Source organism: Candidatus Pelagibacter sp. PS_06 (assembly GCF_059418045.1).
Window position 1 is genome coordinate 385,279 of sequence record NZ_CM182078.1, and the last position, 21,776, is coordinate 407,054.

Below are 21,776 nucleotides of genomic sequence, written 5' to 3' on the forward strand. Positions count from 1 at the left end.
TTAAAATAAACCTTCAATCTCACCATCTTTATTTAGCTTAATAGAGTCTGCAGCGGGAACTCTTGGTAATCCGGGCATTGTCATTATAGCTCCACAAACAACAACTATAAACTCTGCACCAGAAGAGAGTCTGATTTCTCTAATTGGTAAAGAATGACCTGATGGTGCCCCTTTGAGACTTGGGTCTGTTGAAAAACTATATTGAGTTTTTGCAACACATATAGGTAATTCGCCATAACCAGCTTCTTCAAAGTTTTTTAATTGATCTCTAATTTTTGTATCAGCTATAACATCATCTGCTCTATAAATTTCTTTAGCTATAGTCTCGATTTTTTTAAATAAAGGGGTTTTACTGTCGTACAAAAATTGAAATTTAGCTTCATTTTTTTCACATAAATCTGCAACATGAGTAGCCAAATCTTTTGTCCCTTCACCACCATTTGCCCAGTGAGTACAAAGACTTGCCTTAACACCCATCCCATCACAAAATTCTATCAAAGCTTTTACTTCGTCGTCTGTATCTTTAATAAAGTGATTAACTGCAACCGCAACAGGTAATCCAAATTTTTGAACATTTTGAATATGTCTTTCTAGGTTTACGAGTCCTTTTTTAAGCGCATCAACATTTTCATTTTTAAGATCATCTTTTGCTACACCACCATGCATTTTCAAGGCTCTGATTGTTGCAACAATAACTACACAACTTGGTTTTAAGTTTGATTTTCTACATTTAATATCAAGAAATTTTTCAGCTCCCAAGTCTGCACCGAAACCTGCTTCTGTTACAACATAGTCTGCAAGCTTTAATCCTGTTTTTGTGGCTATTACTGAATTACATCCGTGAGCAATATTTGCAAATGGACCACCATGAATGATTGCAGGATTATTTTCCAATGTTTGAGTTACATTTGGTCTGATGGCATCTTTTAGTAATACAGTCATTGGACCTTGAGCTTTCAAATCTTTTGCATACACGGGTTTTTTATCTCTAGTATAAGCAATTGTTATATTACCAATTCTTTTTTCTAAATCTTCTAAATCATTTGATAAACAAAAGATTGCCATGATTTCAGATGCAACAGTAATGTCAAAACCGTCTTCTCTTGGAAAACCATTTGCAACACCACCTAAGTTGATATTTATAGATCTTAATGAACGATCATTCATATCCATTACTCTTTTCCAAACAATTCTTCTAACATCTATATCTAATTTATTTCCCCAATAGATATGATTATCTATTAAGGCTGACAAAAGATTATGAGCAGAAGTTATTGCGTGAAAATCTCCAGTAAAATGTAAATTAATTTGTTCCATTGGAACTACTTGAGCATAGCCACCACCAGCAGCTCCACCCTTCATACCAAATGATGGACCAAGACTTGGTTCTCTTAAACATACAATAGATTTTTTTCCAATTTTATTTAAACCATCATTTAATCCGACAGAAGTAGTCGTTTTACCTTCTCCTGCTGGAGTAGGAGTGATTGCAGTAACAAGAATTAATTTTCCATCAGGTTTATCTTTTAAAGTATCTAAATATTCTAAATTTATTTTTGCAATGTGTCTTCCCATTGGACTAAAAGCTGTGCTTTCATCTGGCACATTTATCTTTGCTAAAATATCATTTATAGGTTGCATTTTTGCTTCTCTGGCTATCTGAATATCTGATTTAACTTCACTCATTTGAAACTCCTATAAATTAGTTTTTTAATGGACAATAGATATCCTATTTGAGATTTTTGGAAACTTCTAAAAAATATATATAAAAAAAATAAGAACTATTTATATTCATTGAGATAAAAATATCTGATGCAAAAATATTCTATATTTAATCTGATTAAAAACGCTTTTTCAGGTCATCAAAACTGGGATTTAGCCTGGAAAGATCCAACTCCTAAAAAAGAATATGATGTTGTAATTATTGGAGGTGGTGGCCATGGTTTAGCAACCGCATATTATTTAGCAAAAGAGCACAACATTACAAATGTTGCTATTATTGAAAAGGGATGGATCGGCGGTGGAAACGTTGGACGTAACACTACAATTATTAGATCAAATTATATGCACGATGATAATGCTCTCTTTAGTGAGTTTGGAATGGATCTATGGAGAAAAATGAGCCAAGATTTAAATTATAATGTGATGTTTTCCCCAAGAGGAATTATCAATCTTGCGCACTCTGATGCACAAATGAATGTTTATGCAAGAAGAGGGAATTCAATGAGGCTAAATGGAATAGATGCAGTTCTACTCAATAGAGAACAGGTTAAAGAAATTATCCCAATGGCAGACTTTTCTGAAAATGTAAGATTCCCAATTTTTGGTGGATTAATGCAACCAAGTGCGGGAACTGCAAGGCATGATGCTGTTGCTTGGGGCTATGCAAGACAAGCTGATTCAATGGGAGTGGATATAATTCAAAATTGTGAAGTTACAGGATTTGATGTTAGTGGTGGAAAAATTAATGGTGTTAGAACTTCAAGAGGTGACATTAAAGTTAAGAAAATAGGGTTATGTGTTGCTGGGAGTACAAATATTTTAGCAGAAAAATTAAATATGACATTACCTGTCGAAACCCATTTGCTTCAAGCATGTGTATCAGAACCGGTAAAACCAATCTTAGATAGAGTAGTTACTTTTGGAGCAGGACACTTTTATATAAGTCAATCAGATAAAGGTGAGATGGTAATGGGTGGGGATCTTGATGGATATAATAGTTATGCACAAAGAGGTAACCTACCAACTTTACAACATGTACTTACAGAGGGTATTGCGATGATGCCGTTCTTAAGTAAATTAAAAATGCTTAGAACTTGGGGCGGTATAATGGATATGTCCATGGATGGCTCTCCGATAATTGATAAAACACATATTGAAGGTTTGTATTTAAATTGTGGTTGGTGTTATGGTGGATTTAAAGCAACTCCTGCATCGGGTTGGACATTTGCTCATACAATTGCACAAGACAGAGTTCACAAATTAAATGCAGGATACAGTTTAAATAGATTTAATACAGGTCACTTACTTGATGAAAAAGGACTTGGAACAAAAACTTGGATTTCATAAATGCTTCATATTAGATGTCCACACTGTGGAATGAGATCTCAAAATGAATTTTCTTATGGTGGAGACGCAACTGTTAAAAGACCTGAGCTTAATAAAGAAGTGTCTGACAAAGACTGGGATAATTTTGTCTACAATAGAAAAAGTTTAAGGGGAAAACATTTAGAGTTATGGCAACATTTGTCAGGGTGTAGACAGTGGATAAAAGTTGAAAGAGACACGGCAACTCATGAAATATTTAGAACATTAAAAGCCAATGAGGATAATTCATAATGGATCAAAGTTATCGGTTACCAGATATTGGTTTAATAAATAGAGATAAGAAATTATCATTTAAGTTTAACGGCAAAACTTATTACGGATATGAAGGTGATACTCTTGCTTCAGCTTTAATAGCAAATGGAATTCACTTAATTGGTAGAAGCTTCAAATACCATAGGCCAAGAGGGTTTTTTGGAGCAGGAGTAGATGAACCTTATGCAATTGTTCAATTATACAGAAATGGTGAAACAGAGCCAAATATTAAAGCTACAGAACAAGAACTTTTTGAAGGATTAGAAGCTACAAGTGTAAACTGCTGGCCTAGTGTTAATTTTGATATTGGAGCTATAAATAATTTTCTAAAAGTATTTCTTCCAGCAGGATTTTATTACAAAACATTTATGTGGCCAAAAAGTTTTTGGTACAAAGTTTACGAACCTTTTATTAGAAAAGCAGCAGGACTTGGTGTTGCATCAATCAAACATGATAAAGAAAGATACGAACATAAATATGAATATTGCGATTTATTAATTGCAGGTTCAGGACCATCAGGTTTAGCAAGTGCGTATGCTGCGGCAAAAAACGGAGCTCGTGTTATTTTAGCTGAAGATAAAGCCAGACATGGAGGAACTTTATTAACTAGTGATGTTAATATAGGAAATCAATCAGGTAAAGAGTGGGCTGATGGAATAATTTCAGAACTTAAAGAAATGCCTAACGTTATTGTTAAAAATAGATCACAGGTTTTTGGATATTATGATCATAACATGCTGGTGATGTCTGAAAGAATTAGCGATCACTTACCAAAAACAAAACAATATCATCCAAAACAAAGGCTTTGGTACATCAGAGCAAAAGAGGTTTTAATTTCTTCAGGATCTATTGAAAGACCTATAGTTTTTGGAAACAATGATACCCCAGGAGTAATGCTTTCATCGGCAGCAAAAGAATACCTAAAAGTTTATGGAGTATTGGTTGGAAGAAACCCTTTAATATTTACAAATAATGATAGTGGCTATGAAACTGCAATTGAATTTAAAAAAAATGGTGTTGATCCAATTATTTTAGACACAAGAAAAGATCCTCAATCTGAAATAGTTGATGAAGCAAAAAACTTAGGAATAAACATTAAGTTTTCATATGTGGTAGTTGCCGCTCAAGGTTATAAAAAAGTAAAATCAGCAGATATTGCAAAAATTTCAGATGATAAACAGCAGCTTGGTACGTTAGAAAATATTACGTGTGATTGCATATGTGTTTCAGGATTTTGGACGCCAACAATCCATTTAGCTTCACAATCAGGAAATAAAACAAAATTTAATGAAGATATTGATGCATTTGTTCCAGGAACATCAAAACAAAACGAAACAACTTTAGGTGCTGCAAATGGAACTTATACACTAGAGGAGACTTTGAAAAGTTCTTTTGAAACTGGTCATGAGTTATCAAAAAAAATTACTAACAATAATAATGAAATTTCATTTCCAAATGTAGTCGAAAAAAAATCAACAACGCACGACAAGTTTTGGTGTGTGCCTTTACCTGAGGGAAAAAATTATAAAAGATTTTTAGATTTTCAAAATGATGTTGCGGTTTCTGATGTGGAGATAGCACTTAAAGAGGGTTATCGATCAATTGAACATGTAAAAAGATATACAACCCTTGGCATGGCAACTGACCAAGGCAAAACGAGTAATTTAAATGGCTTACAATTAGTATCAAATATTGAAAATAAAGTAGTACCAAATGTTGGTCACACTACTTTTAGACCTCCATATACACCAGTTTCTATAGGAGCAATTGTTGGAAGAGAGGTTGGTAAACACTCAAAACCAACACGGAAATCACCAATGCACTCTTGGCATGAAAAAAACAATGCAGTTTTTGTTGATGCAGGTGTGTGGTTAAGACCAAGATACTACAAACAAGGGAATGAAAATTTATTTGAAGGATCAAAAAGAGAAGCAAAAAACGTAAGAACAAACGTGGGAGTTTGTGATGTAACTACATTAGGTAAAATAGATATTAAAGGACCAGATGCAGCAGAACTTTTAAATAGAGTTTATACAAATGCATGGTTAAAGTTACCAGTCGGCAAAGCAAGATACGGTGTGATGTTAAGAGAAGATGGGATTGTGATGGACGATGGAACAACAACAAGAATTTCAGAAAATCATTATCATATGACAACTACTACCGCACAAGCTGCAAACGTTCTTTCACATTTAGAATATTATTTACAACTAGTATGGCCCGAATTAAATGTGAATGTAGTTTCAACTACAGAGCAATGGGCAGGAGCTGCAATTGCTGGACCTAAGTCTAGAGATTTATTAAAAAAACTATTTCCAAATTCAGATGTGTCTAATGAAGGATTGCCTTTTATGGGTTTCCTTGAAGGAGATTTGTTTGGTATTAAGGCTAGAATTTTTAGAATTTCATTTTCTGGTGAGCTTGCCTATGAAGTAAATGTTGAGTCTGATAACGGAAACTTTATGTGGAAAAAAATTATGGAAATTGGTCAAGAATTTAAAATTCAACCTTATGGAACAGAGGCATTATCAACACTTAGAATTGAAATGGGTCACGTAGCAGGTTCTGAGCTTGATGGAAGAACAATACCTTATGATAATTCCCTAGAAGGATTATTAAGTAAAAAGAAAGATTTTATTGGAAAAAGATCTTTAACAAGAGAAGCATTTATAGCTGAAGATAGACAAAAAGTTGTTGGAGTTGTTCCTTTAGATAAAAAAACAAGTATTCCAGAAGGATCACATTTAGTTAAAGACTCTAATGCACCTATTCCAAATCCAAAATTAGGTTATATTTCAGCTTCATGTTGGAGTGTTGAACATGATAATCCATTTTCTTTAGCAATATTAAAAGATGGAAAAAATATGATTGGTGAAAAGTTATTTGTAATGTCTCCATTAAAAAACAAAGTAATTCCTGTTGAGATTGTTTCTTCTCACTACGTTGATCCAAAAGGGGAAAGGGTTAGATCATGAGTTTAACATCAGCTTTAGCAAATGTACATTCAACAGGCCAATTTGGAAACCATGAAGATAAAGATGAAAATAATCTTTTAAGAATATCTGAAATAAAGAATTTATTAATAGTACAAATAGTTAAGTATAAAAATTCTAAAGTCTCAATTGAAAATTTTGATATTGATGGTTTAAAATTAAAAGATAAACCACTAGTTGTGATAAATAATAATGACACAAGAATTTTATGGAATGGTCCACAAAATTGGCTTTTGGTCTCAACAAAAAAAGATTTACTTAAAAATATTTCACAAGATTTAAATGAAGCAGATTTTGCTGTAACTGATTTGTCTCATTCAAAAGCTATAATTGAAATAGAAGGACAAGAGGTAAAAGAAGTTTTAAAAAAGGGATGTCCTTTTAATTTTAGTAGTTTAGAAAAAAATAATTCGATAAATTCTACTTATAATGGAATAGCGTTTACAGTTGATTTGTTAAATGACAATCCTGATAAAGTAAGACTTTTTGCTTTGAGAAGTTTTGGTGAATCTTTGTATCATTCTATTACAGATGCGTCCTTAGAGTTCGGCTTTAAGTCTCTGTAAATACTTTTAATCTCTTGTTGCAATATAAACGCCAATTGTGGTTATTAAAAAACCCAAAAGGTCTAAATTAGTTAAACTTTCATTTAAAAAAACCCAAGCCATAAAAGCAGATGTAGCTGGAATTAAAAAAAATATAGAGACAGTTTTGCTTGCTGAGTTATTTTTAATTAAATACATCAATATTGTAAAAGCTCCAAATGATACTAAAAAAATCTGGTGACTCATTGCGATTATGAAAGTTTGTGAAAATTCTATATATGGTTTTGTAAATAAAATTATAACCAATAGATGAAAGCTAAAACCACCTATAGCTTGATACATGTTGCTAACTGATAAAGGTAAATTATTACTAATTTTTTTTTGCCAAATTGTAGAAGAAGTTATTGCAACTAATGCTATTATGGTTGCAACTAAACCAACGATTGGAATATCTGATCCAATATCAAGACCCAAAACTAAGGTTGCCCCTATAAAGCCTAGCAACACTCCAATCCATTGTTTCATTGATACTTTTTCATTTAAAATTGGGCCACTTAAAGCATTTGTTAGTATTGGTTGAAGTGTAACTATTAGAGCAGCTATTCCGGTAGGCATCCCTTTTGAAATTGAGTAAAAAACACCTCCTAAATAAAATCCATGAAAGAGAACTCCACTAAGAAAAGACTCAATAAAGTTTTTTTTATTAACTAAAATTTTTTGTTTTGAATATAAAGAAAACAAGAAAAAACCAATCGCAACTATTGAAAATCTAAAAGCTAATGCTGCAAATGGATCACTATTATCAATGATTGGTTTGGTGGTAATGAACGCAGATGACCACAATAATATAAATATGAATGGAAATATTTTAACCATTTAAATAATGAATAAATAATATCAGATTAATCTAAAATCTTTAAAGTAATTAATTTTTTTTGCTTTGTTTCATTGCACCACATTTCATAACTTTCACAAACTCTCCAAAGATGATCAAAAGCTCTTTGAGATATCTCAAGAGGAAAATGACTTTTTGTGTAGTATAATTTTGGTATTTTCATCAAAAACTTAATCATAGAGTCTTTTTGTAACTCTAAAAGCCTCATAGTCTCTTCATTAACTTTTTTGCCAGTAATATTGTCTATAAAATTATTATTTTTCAATTCTAAAAACCATTGATTATGAAATTCTCCAGAACTTATTAAGTCGTAGTCTTTTGTTGTCATAAAAACTTCAAATGCTTGGATATTAGTCATTTCAGAGTTTTCTTTTTTTATCTTATCAACTTTTTTATAGATTAACTCTGCAACTCTTAGAACATAAGGCTTATCTTTATCTTGGGACATGAATTATCTGTTGTGTTTAGACATAGCTGAATTAGCAAGAATTAAGTTTGGGTCTAAAAAGATTTTAGAAGATTTTACGTTGTTAAATGATTTAAAAGCAAAAATTGCAATTGGAAGTTCAGTACAGCCTAATATTATTTTTTTACATTTCATTTTGATTAATTCATTTATTGCAGGTTTAATTGCCTTTGCCGCAGCTTTAACATTGCCCATTTTAACTAATTTTATAGCTTTATTTACTGATTTTTTTTGAAGAGTTTGAGAAGGGTTTAACAAGTGATAATCTTTATTAAAAATTTTATCATACACACCTGTTTTTAGCGTTCCTTCAGTAGCCAATAAACCTACTTTTGAATATTTTTTACAATTTTTTTTTGTAAATTTAAAAACTTCTTTTGGCATATTTATAATAGGAATATTTATTTTTTTTTGTAAATCATCAAACCAATAATGAGCTGTGTTGCAGGGAATAACAATAAATTTACATTTATTCTTTTCAAGTAATTTACATCCATGAAGTAAACTTTTTAAAACATTGTTATATTTCTTTTTACTGACATTATTTGAAGATTTATTTGATAAATTTCCAGTTTGTACCCCGATAGATTCTGGTCTACCCGGTATATTTGATTTGTTATAAAGAATGAATAAGGGGTACTCTTGATCAATTTTTCCTCTATTTAAGATTGCAAGTTTATTACAAAAATCTAAACCTGCTTGAGTTCCCATTCCACCTAAAATTCCGATCATATTTTTTTTGAATAACTTATATTAGATTGGTTTATTTATTCCTCTCATAAATACAATAAGTAGGCAACCACTTTTAGTATGAGAGTTATGAGTAGTTCCAGGTTCAAAAGTTATAAAATCACCTTTTTTAAAAACTTTTCCATCTACATCTTCTAGTTCACCTTTAATTACATAAAATTCTTCAAATCCTTGATGTATATGTGGTAGGCTTTTTGCACCAGGATCCATTTTTAATATATATGTACCGAATCCTCCATTTTTTTTATCATAACTAACTTTGTGCCAACTCATTCCTTTTACTGGCTCACCATAATTGTCAAATGGTTCAAATTTTAGATTATCTATATTTTTAACAAATCTTTCACTCATAATAATACCTACTGTACTATTAAAATTGATAATTGAAAATTGTGTTTAAAGATTGTTTTTGGTATTGGCTGAAATCTAAAATATAAATCAGTAGATTTAAATTTTTGCTATCTCAGCCAATAGTGAAGTGTGAATATTATGCAGTTTTTAAGTTAACTGCTGAAGGACCCTTAGGACCATCTTCAACATCGAAAGTCAAAGCTTGACCCTCATCTAAACCGTTCATACCAGCATCTCTTACAGCTGAAACATGTACAAACACATCTTTTTCTTTGTCTTCTCTTTCAATAAAACCAAAACCTTTAGTTGGATTGAACCATTTTACTTTTCCTTGTAGACTCATATTTATCTTCTTACTTTTCGTTATATTAATTTATTACTTATAATTAAGTAATTCTGGCTTTGTTTAGATTTATTAAGGTTTTGTCAACTAAATTGATTAGATAAAATTATTTTATATAGATTTTGTAAGATAAACAGAATTCACATCCTCTTTATAGTGAGCAAAAGGATCACATGTTTCAAAACCACACTGTTTAAATAACTTTCTAGCAGGTTTGAAGAATTCACCTGCGCCAGTCTCTATACTTAACTTTTTAATACTCAATTTTTTTGCTTCATTGATTAAATGATTTACTACGTTAATACCATTGCCCATTCTTCTAAAATTGTCATGAATCCTAATTGATTTGAATTCTCCATGTGCATCATTTAAAAATTTTAAAGCACCACAGCCCATTAACATGCCATCATGCCATAAACTCCAAAATTTTATTGATGAAACTTTTAATCCAGGAATGTCTAGGACATGAGCACTTCCTTCAGGAGAGGCAGCTCTTAACTCAATGAAATGTTTTGTAAGAAGCTCATTAACCTCAGAATTATCAAAATTACCTTCTATTGATTTTAACATTTAAATTAAAGTTGTGAAATGACCCATTTTTCTTTTTTCTTTAATCTCTTTTTTTAAATAGTCAAAAAAAAATTCATTTTCTTTAAATTTAGCAACCTTTCTATACTCAGATATTTGATCTCCAATTAAATTAACCATTGTTGCATTGGATAATTTTTTTAACGGTATTTGCTCTAAACCACAAACTGCTCTAACATGATTTTCAAATTGACTAACGTTATAAGCATTTATTGTAAGATGACCTGAATTATGAACTCTTGGAGCAATTTCGTTAACATATAAATTATCATTTCTATCAATAAAGAACTCAACACATAAAGTTCCAATATATTTTAGCTCCTCAGCAATAGACATTGCCCATTCTTTAGATTGATCATAAATTTTTTCATCAATTTCTGCAGGAATTTTTGAAAATTTTAATATTTGGTTTTCATGTTTATTTTCTATTGGTTCATAAATTTCATATTTGTTATTTTCAAACCTGGTTATAATTATTGAAATTTCTTTCTTTAATTTCACTAATTTTTCTAAGACATATCCTTTTGAAAAATCAATATTTAGTGAATTTAATTCTTCGATTGAATTTATAGGATATTGACCTTTACCATCATAACCAAGAGTAGTTGTTTTTAAAATACCAGGCAAAAAATCTTCTAGAGAGTCTATTTCAGACTCACTTTCTACCGAAGCATACCTTGTTGTTCTAATATTTAAATTATTTACAAAATCTTTTTCTGCTAATCTATGTTGGATAATTCTATTAACCGAAGGTTTTGGTAAAACAGGTTTTAATTTGTTTATTTCATTTAATGTTTCAAAAGGAATATTTTCAAATTCGAAAGTTACACAATTAACTAAATTTACAAATTCAATGATTTTTTCTTTATCATTATAGCCACCTGAAATAAATTTGTCGCAAAAGTTTTGTGCTGGTGCATGTGGATCATCACAATAAATTACAGTTTTAATATTCAATTTCTTGGCTGAAATTGCAAGCATACTACCAAGTTGGCCACCACCAATAATACCAAGTGTTATTTCTGACATTTTACTGAGGTTTTTTTTTAATAGATTTTGTTTGTGATAATCTCAAATTATTTAAATTTTTTTTTATAATAGGATTATTATTTGCAATAATTGCAGCAGCCAATAAAGCAGCATTTATTGCTCCATCTTCACCTATAGCTAATGTGCCAACGGGTATGCCTTTTGGCATTTGTGCGATAGACAGTAAACTATCTAAACCTTTAAGTTTTTTACTTTCTATCGGCACACCTAAAACAGGAATGGGAGTTAAAGCAGCAATCATTCCTGGTAAATGGGCAGATCCACCAGCGCCAGCAATAACCACACCAATATTATTTTTCTCAGCTGAAGAGGCAAACTCGTACATTCTTTTAGGAGTTCTATGTGCTGATATAATTTTTGTTTCATATGAAACTCCAATTTTTTTTAGGGTTTTTTCAGCAAGTTCCATGGTTTTGTAGTCTGATTGACTACCCATTACTATTGAAACTTTTAAATGTTTATTTTTTTTCATGAAAAATACTAAAAGTCTTATTTCAAAATTAGCTTAAAATTTCAATAAAATTAATAGTATTTAAAAATCATTTTGATTAAAGTTGCTCATAATATGAATTTTAAAATTGATAATTTACAATACTGTAATTGGTCTAGAAAAATTTTTGAATATAATAGATCTGCTGGACTAGATGCAGTTCATGTAACAATTGTTTATCATGAGGATTATGACGAACTTTTAGAAGAAGTTAAAAAATGGGAAATTCTTTTTTCTGAAAACGCTGATTTAATATTCCTTGGTAAAGATTATAAAGATATTGAAAAAGCAAATCGTGAAAATAAGACAGCAATTTTTTTTGGTTTTCAAAATTGCTCTCCTATCGAAGATGATATTAATTTAGTTGAAAAAATTCATAATCTTGGGTGTAGATTTATGCAGCTTACTTATAACAATCAATCATTGCTAGCTACAGGCTGTTATGAAAAAATTGATAGTGGGGTTACAAATTTTGGACGTGAGGTTATTAAAGAAATGAATAGAGTAGGTGTAGTTGTTGACATGTCTCATTCAGCAGAAAAAAGTACATTTGATGCAATTGATATAAGTGAAAAACCAATAGCAATCACTCATGCAAATCCTACATTTTGGCATGCAGCGAAAAGAAATAAATCTAATGATCTTTTAAAAGCGCTAGGTGAAAGTGGAGGAATGTTAGGTTTATCTTTATATCCTCATCATTTAAAAGAAAACACTAATTGTACAATTGAAAGTTTTTGTGAAATGGTTGCTAAAACAGCTGATATTATGAATCTAAAAAATATCGGTATTGGTTCAGATCTTTGCTTGGATCAACCTGATACAGTTGTTGAATGGATGAGAAATGGTACCTGGTCCAAAAGTAAAAATTATGGAGAAGGATCTAAAAATAAACCTGGCTTTCCTAAACAACCTGAATGGTTTGAAGATGCAAGAGGATTTAAAAATATAGAAAACGGTCTTAAAAAGATAGGTTTTTCAGATAGTGAGACACAAGGAATACTTGGAAACAATTGGTATAATTTTTATAAATCTATTTAATAATGAATATTCAATTAAGAGACCCAAATACAATAATGAAATTATCCAGACTTGGTTCATTTCATCAATCTAAATTATCTTTTTTGAGAAGTTTTTTAAATGAATTTAAAGATTGGGATTATTCAAGAGATTTATTTAATCTTGATAAAAATGGATATGGAGAAGCTGTATATTCTTTTAAAAAAGGAAATAGAGTTTATTCGTTAGTATGTTTTGCCAATCAAATTAAAGATGATGAAAGATCAGATAGGGTAATAGCTACTAAATGGGATGCAGCGTTTACTTTACATGATGGTGTGCCCAGTAAAGATGATATAAAAAGATTAAAAAATGAGGTTCCTAAACAAGAAGTAGGTAGACTTTCATTTAAAGAGCTGACTTTATCAAGAGCAAATAAATCTGTAAGAGTTTTTAATCACGTAGTTGATAGTTTAAGCGAGGGTAAACAACCAGATTTAGAATTGCTATCAAAAGTTGGTTATTTGTACAGAACAACAGCTGTTTATGGATCGGGCAAATTTGGCCTTGCGGACCGATTTAGAATTAAAAATAGAGAAGAAATTAATGGTCCTTTTAGATTAGAAATGATGCTGGTGTATTTGGTTAGACAATTTACATTTGATCAAGTTAATCATGTCGCTCATTATAAAAATCCAAAAATAGCAGTAAAGTTAGATAAAAAGATCTGTAAAAATTTAGGGATAGGCAATTCAACAGGTCTTGGAATGGCTCCCTTTATAGTCAATCATCCAACATTATTAAATAATTGGATTTTAAGTAGAGAAACAGCTTTAAAAAAAATTAGAGAGATAAAAGAAGTTCAAGAAAAAGATTCTGAGCTTTTTATAGATTGTATAAAAAAATCACTAACAAACATTACTAGTTGGAATACTGATAGCGAATACCAACAAAACAAAATCAAATCATTATTAAAAAATATTAGAAATTTTATAAATTATATTGAAAATAGCTTTGATTTTAAAACTGAATATCCTTTTAATAAAATATATTTGTGGTTAGAGCAAAATGTTTGCGAAGAATGCATAGAATACGTGGTCTCTATAATGATGGAACCATATAATAATATTATAGAACCTCTTGTTAGCAATATGAGCTCAGATGAAGATAAATACTTTAACATCCCAACTAATAGAACAGTAAATGAATTGAAAAAAATTATAGAAAAAAAATATCCTAATATTTTAGATATAAATTTTGATCAAAAAGAAAGTCAGCAAAACTTTTGGTTTATTTCTAAAAACAAAGAAGAACCTAGATTGGCTGATAGATTTGAAGATCATGGCTCTGAACTTGAACAGCCACTGGCGATTGCAAGAGACATAAAAAAACTTTATGAAAAACTTATATCTGAAAACGAAAACTCAACTATTGCACAATTTTTATCTTCAAATTCAGAATTAAGACACGTAATCAGACGAGCTTTTATAGTAGAAAAATTTCCATACTCTGAAATTCAAGACAACACAATCGGCAAAGACATTATTCCAATCGACATGTTGAGACTTAAATTATCTTTTTTTGGAGCGTTAAAGTTTGATCCAAGATCAGACAAGTGGCTAAGAATTTGCATGTTTCAAGGAGCTCCCTTACCAACAGAATTAAAAAATTACGATGAGCAGTGGGTTTATAAAGCGAATAATTAATAATGAGATCTTTAAGTGAAATTGAAACTGCGGTTAAAAGAGCAAGTAGAGCAGTTGGTTATTCCTGGGGCAATTCTGAAGAAATTGGAAAGTCCATTCGTCAACTAGAGTTGTTCGGTTTTCAAGGAATTAAAAATTTAAATAAATATTATAAAGATAAACCAATAAAAAAATTTGAAGATTTAAATTTAATCAGTGAAATAAACGAGACTTCATCTGATGCCTATTGTCCAATTATACTTGGTATTAGTTTTTTAGATCAGATTAAATCAGTAGAAATTTTCAAATTAATAAAGTTTAAAAAAATTGCATATCCTGTTATTTTTTTACCCTTTTTAAGTAGAGCTTCAGAAATTAGTGGAAAAAAAATACTTGTAAGATTGGATCAAAATGAAATTTTACTCAATTTAAATGTAAATATTTGCTCAAGTTTTTTAAATCGAGAAATTCCTGAATTTGCAAATGAAATTGAGATTAAATTTATTGATAATGAAGATAATTTCACAGAGTCAGAGTGGAATAGTCTTTACAAATTAGCAGAAGATACTTTTGTAGAGGAAAGTGATAGTTTAAAAAAAGGTGCAGCTGGTGCAGGACTTACAGATAATGACTGATAATTTAGATGATAAAAAAGATGAAGAAATAATGAGAGAATTAAATAATATTTGTGATGAATGCAAAAAAGAGGACGAGAGCGTTTCACAAAATTTAATTTTAACTAGTTATAAATTGTGTTCGTCGTGCAGAGTTTCTAAAACTATTTTTCCAATTTAGCTAATCTGATTAACAGGTAGCATATTCATTCTGCTCATTACAAAAGAAATAGATAAAAATGCGATTATAAGGAATGATAAAAATACAATTCCGAAAGATTTAATACTCGATCTTAAACCCAGCACATGTTTTGTAGAGATAATTAATCCTGCAAAAATCCAAAATTGTGTAAGAAAAATTATAGGTATCATCATATTTGGCGTTACCGCAAAAAATCTTAGTAAACCTGGTGCATGAGCAAAGCCAACTGCTGTTAACACTTTTTTAAAAGGAACTTTTGTTTTCTTGTCTGGAAAAAGTTTAACTCCAATTACATATATAAAGATTGCCCACACCAACCAAGTTAGAATTGATGTTAGACCAGACATTGCAACAGCAGTTTTAATTACTGTGTTTGCAGCTACCGCACCTGCAATTCCATCTAAGATCATTATAAGACCAGCAAAATAAACAGAGGCTTCACCAAAGTTTTTATTATCTGTATATAGAGATTTGTCTAATTTAATTGACTTAAAAACTATATTTAAAAATTCACCAAACATTAATCTTTATTCTTTTTATTTTTTTGTGCTTTATAAGAAATTAGTAGCGGAAATATTATTAAAGCAATCGCAATGATAATGCAAATTACGATTAAAAAGCCTTTAGTCATTGAGAATATGGGGGAGCTTTAATATTACTCCCCCACAATAATAAATTTAGCCTTTTACGACTTCTCTAGTATTAGCATTGAAAGACTCTTTGAATGGAATATCCACTACTACTGCATCAACAGGTGTTCCTGGTGTGTCAGAGTATTTTTCAGGTAAGTGAACTTTAAATTTAGTTCCAATAGTACCTTTTGGAAAACCATTAGAGTTTAATGTTCCATCAAATGGCACATATCCCATAGCAATGTTTTGTTTTTTCTCTGGGTGATACCAAGGAGAGGTAATAAATCCAACAGGATCTCCACCATTCTCAGGTGATACTAGCCAAAAATCAGGAGCATACTCTTCAATTGGTTTTCCACCTAATTCAAGCCCAACTAATTGAAGCTTGTAAGGTTTTTTACCATCTTTAAGTTCTGCGCCCATTTTTTCTAATGCAGCTTTACCGACATAATCACCTTTTTTGTTCCATTCGCCTTTTCCAGATAATGAAACTTGGTAACCTAGGTTACACTGAAACGGATTATGTTGAGCATCCATATCTTGACCCCATGAAAGAATTCCTGCTTGAATTCTTCTATGGTGAGCAGGAGCAATAACCATTAGGCTATGTTTTTTACCTGCTTCAAGAACAGCATTCCACATATCCTCAGCATATAAAGTAGAGTCTCTTAAGTATATTTCATACCCAGCTTCTCCAGAGAAACCAGATTGTGAAATGACACAACTTCTTCCACCTACTTTAACTTCTGCTAAACCGTAGAAAGGCATATTGTCAAAATCAACTTGATCCCCACAAAGATCTTTCATTAAAGCTTTTGATTTAGGTCCTTGTATTTGTACAGGACTGACATCAATTTCTTCAATTGTACAATCAAATCTTCCATCAGCATTTACACCCTGAAGGTACATGCCAATATCAGAGTCTGATAATGAAAACCAAAATTCATCTTCAGAAATTCTAAGAAGAATTGGATCGTTTAAAACTCCACCATATGCATTACACAAGATTACATATCTTGCTCTCATAGGAGAAATTTTTGTAGCATCTCTAGTTATTACATAGTCAGTAAATTTTTCTGCATCCGGACCCTTAACTCTGATTTGTCTTTCAACAGCAACGTTCCACATAGTAACGTGATTTACAATTGCATCATATTCAACCATTGCTCCACCATCTTCTGGTTTTACATAACCTCTTGGGTGATAAATACGATTGTAAACAGTTGCTCTCCAGCAACCTGCCTGCATTGATAAATGCCAATAAGGTGATTTTCTTACTCTTGTTGAGATAAGTAATTCAACTTTTGTTGGCCCACTTTGTCTTAAATTGTATGGTACTGCACGATCAGATTGATCAACTGAAGTAGCATGTTTTAACTTAGTATAGTCAAACTCACTAGACATAACTATTCTCCTTCAACCACTTGTTTGTTTCCTTCAAGCCGCCGAATGTATAAATGTGGAAGTTATCAGTATGCGATTTAACTTTCCCAATTAAATCATTAGGGTCTTTAGGTTTCAATAAATCTAACGCCTTACTAAAATTAGATTTAAGAAAATTTATGGAATTTTTCGCCCCGACAATATTAGCAAATTTTATTAAGCTAGATATTTTCATTGGCCCAGTAATACCCACATGCACTGGTACGCTTTGTTTAGAAATGAAATCAACAATAGGCTGACTATCTAATAACCATTGAGTTACTATGTAATCTGCATAAGGCTTTTTATCTATCATTGCTTTTTCTAAATTTTGTTCTGGTATATCAGGGCTTCCCTCTGGATGTCCTGCAATACCAATTTTAATTCCTTCAAAATAACCTGTTTCTAAAATTTGATACGAGCTATCAAACTTACCAATCGGCTCTCTACTTCCACCAATAACTAAAGCTTGTTTAACACCTTGATCTTTACATCTCGATACATAATCTTTTAATTCATCTTCATTGTTTATTGATCGGGCTGGAAAATGAGGAACAGGATTAAAACCTTTTTTTACAAGGTCTCCTGATTTATCAGCAGTCTCTTTATAATCTCCACCAGGTAACATTGTAACGTAAACATCCTTTACAGGTGGCAAAGTTTCAAGGTCAGTATGAGGACCAATTTCCAATGAAAAGTTCATTTTTCCCGATCATTATCTTATTTGAAAAAGCTGTCAAAGAAATTCATCATGGCTTAAAATGGAAATTTGTTGCCAAAAATTATGTCCATGATAATTTTTTCTGGTGCAAAATCAGAAATATAAATCTCTCTCAGAGATCTTGGATATCAAGAAATTGATGAATGTGGATAGACCTATTGAGAGCGCAAATGGACTTCCAAATGAGTGTTACACCAGTGATCATTATTTAGAGTATGAAAGAAATAAGATTTTTTGTGATAAATGGACAGTTATAGGAGTTGGTAGCTCAATACCCAATTCTGGAGACGCGAAGCCATACAATCTACTCGGGATTCCTTTGATAATTGTCAGAGACAAAGATCTTAATATTAGGGTATTTCATAATGTCTGCAGCCACAGAGGGTTTAAGCTAATAGATAAACCATGTACTTTAAAAAATGTAATTCGATGCCCTTATCATTCCTGGGCATATGACTTTAAAGGAAATTTGGTCGCCACACCTCATATAGGAGGTTTAAATGTTCATAGCTCAGATCAATTTGAAAAGAATCGTAGCAATCTAAAAGAGGTCAGATCTAAAATATGGATGGATATTATTTTTGTAAATATTAATGCAAATGAAATTGAGTTTGAAGATTATATCAAACCACTTGAACAAAGATGGTCAAAATTTATTAATCAGGAAGATCAAAAATTATTAATTCATTCTAAAGATTATGGTTCTTTTGATTTAGAGGTTAAATGTAATTGGAAATTTGCTATAGAAAACTATTGTGAAAGTTATCATTTACCAACTATTCATCCAGAATTAAACAAAGTATCAAATATTAATGATCATTATCATATTCAAGGTTTACCTAATCGATTTGCAGGACAAGGAAGTGAGAAATACGAGCAACCTGTAAAAGGTAATAATAAATTTGATACATTTAAAAACTGGGAAAAAAGTTCACTTAAAAACTCTGAATATATCGCGTTGTTTCCTAATGTAATGATTGGTTTGCACTTAGATCATTTTTATGTTTTTTGGTTGGAACCACTTACAATTAATAAAACTAGAGAACATATGGAAATGTATTATATTGGAGATAAAAGTGCTAATGGAGAAGAACTTAAAGAATTGAGAAAACAAAATGCAAGATTTTGGAAAGATGTAATGTTAGAGGACATTAGTGCAATTGAAGGAATGCAAAAGGGAAGAGGCTCTCCTGTTTATAATGGAGGAAACTTTTCACCAGTGATGGATCAACCAACTCATCAATTTCATAAATGGGTAGCAAATAGTTTATTATAAAGATGAAAATTATTTTAATAATGGGCCTGCCAGGATCTGGCAAAACAACTCTAGCAAATGAACTTGCCCCAATGCTTAATGCTAAAAGATTAAATGCTGATGAAGTTAGAAAAGAAGCCAATGATTGGGATTTTTCTGAAGAGGGAAGAAAAAGACAAGCAAAAAGAATGGCAAATTTTGCTATTAAGCTAAAAGAAGAAGGAAATTTTGTTGTAGCAGATTTTGTTTGTCCAACACCTGAAGCAAGAGCTTTGTTTCCGGCAGATTTTGTTATTTGGGTAGATACAATTAAAGAAGGAAGGTTTGATGACACCAACAAAATGTTTGTAAAACCAGATAAATTTAATTTTCAGGTTACCTCTCAAGATGCAGTTCTATGGGCGCCAAAGATCCTTTTAGAAATAGAAAAAAAATAAGTTTTTTTTATTTTATTTTTGACCAAAATTACATTTTCTTAAAATACAAACAAAAATTGAAGCTGTGGCTAACATAATTAAAGCATAAGCTGCAGTTGGAACCATATAAACAATATTGTCAAATAATTGAGTTCCAACAAAAACTGCTAATGTTCCATTTTGTAAACCACACTCAAGAGAAATGGCTCTTTGTTGAGCTACACCAGATGCAAAAAATTTAGCAACATAAAATCCTACAATCATCATTACTACATTCAAGATTAAAGCTATTGTTCCTGCTCTAGTTAAAAAGCTTACGATATTATTCCACTCTTCAATATAAATTGCGGCAAAAACAACAAAAAATAAGGCTATCGAAGATCTTTGTATTATCTTCAAATTTCTTATCATTAAATCGCCTGTTAAATGTCTAATAATCATTCCAATAATTACTGGAACTGTGACTACAAAAAACATTTTTAAAGAGATCCCTATCATTGAAATTTCCTTAGCCACATAAGAGATTTCAAATAAATCTATTGCAAGAGCAACTATGATTGGAACAGAAATAATACTAACCAAACTCATAAATGCTGTAAGGGTTACTGAAAGAGCAACATCACCATCTGCAAAATTTGTTAAAACATTTGAAGTTACACCTCCAGGTGCAGCAGCAATCAACATTACTCCTAAAGCCATTTCAGTTGGAACTTTTAAAATAATAATAAGTAGATAAGCAACTAAAGGTAAAACAAATAACTGACAAACAAAACCAATAAAAAAATCTTTTGGATTTTTAATTACTCTTGAAAAATCACTTAACGTTAAGGAAGCACCCAGGCCTAGCATAATGATAGCTAATGCTATTGGAGCTATTGATGTTACTATTCCCATAATTTACCGATCTTAATTAGTGCTTATTAAATTAATTTGGTTAAATACTCTGTGCAAAAAAGAACTCAACGAGATCATATTTTTATCTTGTAATTTTTTAATTATTTTAAATTGTTTGGTTTTTATGTTCATTGAAAAAGAATAAAGTTTTTTCTTATCTTTATTTAAAAATTTATTTTTAATTAAAAATTCTAATTTTCTAACAACTGTTGCTCGAGGAATTCCTGTTATATCTGATATAGAAAACGCATTTATTCCTACTTGATTATTTTTTTTAACTTCTTTGAAAAATATTTCTCTATCAAAGTCTTTATTTTTAAAATTTTTATTTTGCACAGTATTTATTAATACAATAAATCCTACACATATAGTTTCTAAATCTAGAGTTTTAGTGTCTGTTTTCCAACGATTAGTAAAAACAAATAAAAACTTATAAAAATGATACCAGCAAAAAGAAAAATTTTCTTTAATTGAGTTTGAAATTTCACTTACATTAAAAGCTTTATTGGATATTTTTTCAGATGCTAATATTTCACTAAACTTACTCACCAAGATGCTAAATTCTTCTAAAGTTTTTTTGGCTTGTGTTGTAACGTAAGCAGATCTTTCTATAAATATTTTTTTTCCAGTTTTTTTAATTACTCTTTCTTTTTCTAATGCTTCGATCTTTCGTCTTACACTTTCTTTGGGTATCAAAAGATCTCTTGAGATATCACTAATATTAATTTTTGGAATTTCTAATGATTTATCTTTATAGAATGTGTCGTAATCAATTATTATTCCATTTTTCCTAAACAATATTAAATCTTTATTAATGAGATAAATTAAAATTATAAATTTTTCGATATTTCTATACTCACTATATGATCGGATAAGCCAATTGGTAACTAATGAGAAATATGCAGGTGCTAATTTACTAAAATTTTTATTAATAATTTCAAAAATTTTGTCTTCGTTTATTTCGTTAGATATACTTGGTATTGATTTCATGATTGCTAGTAAATTCATGATTTTAATAAACCCATTTTGGTCACTTATCAAGATATCAATTTAAATACTTTAAATGAGGCTATAGCTAGCTTATTTTATTCATTTTGGGCACCAA

The 21,776-nt window shown here is 30.6% G+C and carries 24 protein-coding genes; 10 read left to right on the forward strand and 14 right to left on the reverse strand.

Annotated elements, in window-relative coordinates; translation table 11 throughout:
- Positions 1 to 1,686 (reverse strand): formate--tetrahydrofolate ligase, encoded by a 1,686-nt coding sequence (locus AC5SLZ_RS01715; RefSeq protein ID WP_494615898.1) that lies wholly within the window; start codon positions 1,684 to 1,686, stop codon positions 1 to 3.
- A gap of 126 nt (positions 1,687 to 1,812) precedes the next feature.
- Between AC5SLZ_RS01715 and AC5SLZ_RS01720 the strand changes: the two genes are divergently transcribed.
- Genes AC5SLZ_RS01720 through AC5SLZ_RS01735 form a run of 4 tightly spaced genes read left to right on the forward strand, consistent with a single transcriptional unit; the run spans position 1,813 to position 6,919 of the window.
- A complete protein-coding gene (locus AC5SLZ_RS01720) occupies positions 1,813 to 3,069 on the forward strand; it encodes a sarcosine oxidase subunit beta family protein (protein WP_494615900.1) in 1,257 nt (418 codons plus the stop codon).
- Positions 3,070 to 3,339: a sarcosine oxidase subunit delta gene (locus tag AC5SLZ_RS01725; RefSeq protein ID WP_494615901.1), complete on the forward strand. Its 270-nt coding sequence runs from the start codon at positions 3,070 to 3,072 to the stop codon at positions 3,337 to 3,339.
- On the forward strand, positions 3,339 to 6,335 hold the full coding sequence (locus AC5SLZ_RS01730; protein WP_494615902.1) for a sarcosine oxidase subunit alpha family protein: 2,997 nt from the start codon (positions 3,339 to 3,341) through the stop codon (positions 6,333 to 6,335). The genes AC5SLZ_RS01725 and AC5SLZ_RS01730 overlap by 1 nt, the downstream gene beginning before the upstream one ends.
- Positions 6,332 to 6,919 carry a sarcosine oxidase subunit gamma family protein gene (locus tag AC5SLZ_RS01735; protein WP_494615904.1) on the forward strand — a complete coding sequence of 196 codons (588 nt, stop codon included), beginning with the start codon at positions 6,332 to 6,334 and terminating at the stop codon, positions 6,917 to 6,919. Before AC5SLZ_RS01730 ends, AC5SLZ_RS01735 begins: the two co-directional genes overlap by 4 nt.
- A 6-nt stretch (positions 6,920 to 6,925) precedes the next feature.
- Here the strand turns inward: AC5SLZ_RS01735 and AC5SLZ_RS01740 are convergent, their stop codons facing one another.
- The 8 genes from AC5SLZ_RS01740 to purE all read right to left on the reverse strand — a co-directional run bounded on the left by AC5SLZ_RS01740 (position 6,926) and on the right by purE (position 11,813).
- Positions 6,926 to 7,774, reverse strand: a complete 849-nt coding sequence (locus tag AC5SLZ_RS01740) for a DMT family transporter (RefSeq protein WP_494615905.1) — start codon at positions 7,772 to 7,774, stop codon at positions 6,926 to 6,928.
- Positions 7,775 to 7,800: 26 nt separating this feature from the next.
- Complete coding sequence (locus tag AC5SLZ_RS01745; RefSeq protein ID WP_494615906.1) at positions 7,801 to 8,241, reverse strand: hypothetical protein; 441 nt, start codon at positions 8,239 to 8,241, stop codon at positions 7,801 to 7,803.
- Positions 8,242 to 8,244: 3 nt separating this feature from the next.
- Positions 8,245 to 8,991: an aspartate/glutamate racemase family protein gene (locus tag AC5SLZ_RS01750; RefSeq protein WP_494615907.1), complete on the reverse strand. Its 747-nt coding sequence runs from the start codon at positions 8,989 to 8,991 to the stop codon at positions 8,245 to 8,247.
- A 21-nt stretch (positions 8,992 to 9,012) separates the two neighbouring features.
- Positions 9,013 to 9,360 carry a cupin domain-containing protein gene (locus AC5SLZ_RS01755; protein ID WP_028037213.1) on the reverse strand — a complete coding sequence of 116 codons (348 nt, stop codon included), beginning with the start codon at positions 9,358 to 9,360 and terminating at the stop codon, positions 9,013 to 9,015.
- Between the two features lie 136 nt (positions 9,361 to 9,496).
- Positions 9,497 to 9,703 carry a cold-shock protein gene (locus AC5SLZ_RS01760; protein ID WP_008545539.1) on the reverse strand — a complete coding sequence of 69 codons (207 nt, stop codon included), beginning with the start codon at positions 9,701 to 9,703 and terminating at the stop codon, positions 9,497 to 9,499.
- A gap of 111 nt (positions 9,704 to 9,814) precedes the next feature.
- A complete protein-coding gene (locus AC5SLZ_RS01765; protein ID WP_494615909.1) occupies positions 9,815 to 10,273 on the reverse strand; it encodes a GNAT family N-acetyltransferase in 459 nt (152 codons plus the stop codon).
- Positions 10,274 to 11,320, reverse strand: coding sequence for a 5-(carboxyamino)imidazole ribonucleotide synthase (locus AC5SLZ_RS01770; RefSeq protein ID WP_494615910.1), 1,047 nt, complete (start codon positions 11,318 to 11,320; stop codon positions 10,274 to 10,276).
- A 1-nt stretch (position 11,321) separates the two neighbouring features.
- Positions 11,322 to 11,813, reverse strand: coding sequence for a 5-(carboxyamino)imidazole ribonucleotide mutase (gene purE, locus AC5SLZ_RS01775; protein ID WP_494615912.1), 492 nt, complete (start codon positions 11,811 to 11,813; stop codon positions 11,322 to 11,324).
- Positions 11,814 to 11,906: 93 nt separating this feature from the next.
- On the opposite strand from purE, the gene AC5SLZ_RS01780 reads away from it, so the two are divergent.
- From AC5SLZ_RS01780 to AC5SLZ_RS01795, 4 genes are read left to right on the forward strand one after another with little or no spacing between them, the layout of a single operon-like run.
- Complete coding sequence (locus AC5SLZ_RS01780) at positions 11,907 to 12,872, forward strand: membrane dipeptidase (protein ID WP_494615913.1); 966 nt, start codon at positions 11,907 to 11,909, stop codon at positions 12,870 to 12,872.
- A gap of 2 nt (positions 12,873 to 12,874) precedes the next feature.
- A complete protein-coding gene (locus tag AC5SLZ_RS01785; RefSeq protein WP_494615914.1) occupies positions 12,875 to 14,536 on the forward strand; it encodes a hypothetical protein in 1,662 nt (553 codons plus the stop codon).
- Positions 14,537 to 14,538: 2 nt separating this feature from the next.
- Positions 14,539 to 15,150 (forward strand): DUF3726 domain-containing protein, encoded by a 612-nt coding sequence (locus tag AC5SLZ_RS01790; protein WP_494615915.1) that lies wholly within the window; start codon positions 14,539 to 14,541, stop codon positions 15,148 to 15,150.
- Entirely contained in the window at positions 15,143 to 15,310 is a 168-nt protein-coding gene (locus AC5SLZ_RS01795) for a hypothetical protein (RefSeq protein WP_196228262.1), read from the forward strand. The genes AC5SLZ_RS01790 and AC5SLZ_RS01795 overlap by 8 nt, the downstream gene beginning before the upstream one ends.
- Here AC5SLZ_RS01795 and AC5SLZ_RS01800 read toward each other — a convergent pair.
- The 3 genes from AC5SLZ_RS01800 to AC5SLZ_RS01810 all read right to left on the reverse strand — a co-directional run bounded on the left by AC5SLZ_RS01800 (position 15,307) and on the right by AC5SLZ_RS01810 (position 18,088).
- Entirely contained in the window at positions 15,307 to 15,852 is a 546-nt protein-coding gene (locus AC5SLZ_RS01800; RefSeq protein WP_494615917.1) for a hypothetical protein, read from the reverse strand. The genes AC5SLZ_RS01795 and AC5SLZ_RS01800 overlap by 4 nt on opposite strands.
- A 156-nt stretch (positions 15,853 to 16,008) precedes the next feature.
- On the reverse strand, positions 16,009 to 17,367 hold the full coding sequence (locus AC5SLZ_RS01805) for an aminomethyltransferase family protein (RefSeq protein WP_494615918.1): 1,359 nt from the start codon (positions 17,365 to 17,367) through the stop codon (positions 16,009 to 16,011).
- Positions 17,360 to 18,088 carry a methylenetetrahydrofolate reductase gene (locus tag AC5SLZ_RS01810; protein ID WP_028037204.1) on the reverse strand — a complete coding sequence of 243 codons (729 nt, stop codon included), beginning with the start codon at positions 18,086 to 18,088 and terminating at the stop codon, positions 17,360 to 17,362. Before AC5SLZ_RS01810 ends, AC5SLZ_RS01805 begins: the two co-directional genes overlap by 8 nt.
- A 157-nt stretch (positions 18,089 to 18,245) precedes the next feature.
- On the opposite strand from AC5SLZ_RS01810, the gene AC5SLZ_RS01815 reads away from it, so the two are divergent.
- Both AC5SLZ_RS01815 and AC5SLZ_RS01820 read left to right on the forward strand, forming a co-directional pair.
- The gene (locus AC5SLZ_RS01815) at positions 18,246 to 19,382 is read left to right on the forward strand and encodes an aromatic ring-hydroxylating oxygenase subunit alpha (RefSeq protein ID WP_494615920.1); all 1,137 of its coding nucleotides are present in this window, start codon (positions 18,246 to 18,248) and stop codon (positions 19,380 to 19,382) included.
- A gap of 2 nt (positions 19,383 to 19,384) precedes the next feature.
- Entirely contained in the window at positions 19,385 to 19,798 is a 414-nt protein-coding gene (locus tag AC5SLZ_RS01820; RefSeq protein ID WP_028037202.1) for an adenylyl-sulfate kinase, read from the forward strand.
- A 12-nt stretch (positions 19,799 to 19,810) separates the two neighbouring features.
- Here the strand turns inward: AC5SLZ_RS01820 and AC5SLZ_RS01825 are convergent, their stop codons facing one another.
- Together AC5SLZ_RS01825 and AC5SLZ_RS01830 are read right to left on the reverse strand one after the other, a co-directional pair.
- Complete coding sequence (locus AC5SLZ_RS01825) at positions 19,811 to 20,671, reverse strand: bile acid:sodium symporter family protein (RefSeq protein ID WP_028037201.1); 861 nt, start codon at positions 20,669 to 20,671, stop codon at positions 19,811 to 19,813.
- Positions 20,672 to 20,683: 12 nt separating this feature from the next.
- The gene (locus AC5SLZ_RS01830) at positions 20,684 to 21,679 is read right to left on the reverse strand and encodes a MarR family transcriptional regulator (protein WP_494615921.1); all 996 of its coding nucleotides are present in this window, start codon (positions 21,677 to 21,679) and stop codon (positions 20,684 to 20,686) included.
- Between the last annotated feature and the right edge of the window lie 97 nt (positions 21,680 to 21,776).

Bases quoted from the DNA above. Each gene is read 5' to 3' on its own strand.
- AC5SLZ_RS01805 (WP_494615918.1), bottom strand. From the start codon at position 17,367: ATGTCTAGTGAGTTTGACTATACTAAGTTAAAACATGCTACTTCAGTT.
- AC5SLZ_RS01785 (WP_494615914.1), top strand. From the start codon at position 12,875: ATGAATATTCAATTAAGAGACCCAAATACAATAATGAAATTATCCAGA.
- AC5SLZ_RS01765 (WP_494615909.1), bottom strand. From the start codon at position 10,273: ATGTTAAAATCAATAGAAGGTAATTTTGATAATTCTGAGGTTAATGAG.
- AC5SLZ_RS01755 (WP_028037213.1), bottom strand. From the start codon at position 9,360: ATGAGTGAAAGATTTGTTAAAAATATAGATAATCTAAAATTTGAACCA.
- AC5SLZ_RS01825 (WP_028037201.1), bottom strand. From the start codon at position 20,671: ATGGGAATAGTAACATCAATAGCTCCAATAGCATTAGCTATCATTATG.
- purE (WP_494615912.1), bottom strand. From the start codon at position 11,813: ATGAAAAAAAATAAACATTTAAAAGTTTCAATAGTAATGGGTAGTCAA.
- AC5SLZ_RS01770 (WP_494615910.1), bottom strand. From the start codon at position 11,320: ATGTCAGAAATAACACTTGGTATTATTGGTGGTGGCCAACTTGGTAGT.
- AC5SLZ_RS01720 (WP_494615900.1), top strand. From the start codon at position 1,813: ATGCAAAAATATTCTATATTTAATCTGATTAAAAACGCTTTTTCAGGT.
- AC5SLZ_RS01760 (WP_008545539.1), bottom strand. From the start codon at position 9,703: ATGAGTCTACAAGGAAAAGTAAAATGGTTCAATCCAACTAAAGGTTTT.
- AC5SLZ_RS01810 (WP_028037204.1), bottom strand. From the start codon at position 18,088: ATGAACTTTTCATTGGAAATTGGTCCTCATACTGACCTTGAAACTTTG.
- AC5SLZ_RS01715 (WP_494615898.1), bottom strand. From the start codon at position 1,686: ATGAGTGAAGTTAAATCAGATATTCAGATAGCCAGAGAAGCAAAAATG.
- AC5SLZ_RS01790 (WP_494615915.1), top strand. From the start codon at position 14,539: ATGAGATCTTTAAGTGAAATTGAAACTGCGGTTAAAAGAGCAAGTAGA.
- AC5SLZ_RS01750 (WP_494615907.1), bottom strand. From the start codon at position 8,991: ATGATCGGAATTTTAGGTGGAATGGGAACTCAAGCAGGTTTAGATTTT.
- AC5SLZ_RS01795 (WP_196228262.1), top strand. From the start codon at position 15,143: ATGACTGATAATTTAGATGATAAAAAAGATGAAGAAATAATGAGAGAA.
- AC5SLZ_RS01740 (WP_494615905.1), bottom strand. From the start codon at position 7,774: ATGGTTAAAATATTTCCATTCATATTTATATTATTGTGGTCATCTGCG.
- AC5SLZ_RS01730 (WP_494615902.1), top strand. From the start codon at position 3,339: ATGGATCAAAGTTATCGGTTACCAGATATTGGTTTAATAAATAGAGAT.
- AC5SLZ_RS01735 (WP_494615904.1), top strand. From the start codon at position 6,332: ATGAGTTTAACATCAGCTTTAGCAAATGTACATTCAACAGGCCAATTT.
- AC5SLZ_RS01800 (WP_494615917.1), bottom strand. From the start codon at position 15,852: ATGTTTGGTGAATTTTTAAATATAGTTTTTAAGTCAATTAAATTAGAC.
- AC5SLZ_RS01780 (WP_494615913.1), top strand. From the start codon at position 11,907: ATGAATTTTAAAATTGATAATTTACAATACTGTAATTGGTCTAGAAAA.
- AC5SLZ_RS01815 (WP_494615920.1), top strand. From the start codon at position 18,246: ATGAATGTGGATAGACCTATTGAGAGCGCAAATGGACTTCCAAATGAG.
- AC5SLZ_RS01820 (WP_028037202.1), top strand. From the start codon at position 19,385: ATGAAAATTATTTTAATAATGGGCCTGCCAGGATCTGGCAAAACAACT.
- AC5SLZ_RS01830 (WP_494615921.1), bottom strand. From the start codon at position 21,679: ATGAATTTACTAGCAATCATGAAATCAATACCAAGTATATCTAACGAA.
- AC5SLZ_RS01725 (WP_494615901.1), top strand. From the start codon at position 3,070: ATGCTTCATATTAGATGTCCACACTGTGGAATGAGATCTCAAAATGAA.
- AC5SLZ_RS01745 (WP_494615906.1), bottom strand. From the start codon at position 8,241: ATGTCCCAAGATAAAGATAAGCCTTATGTTCTAAGAGTTGCAGAGTTA.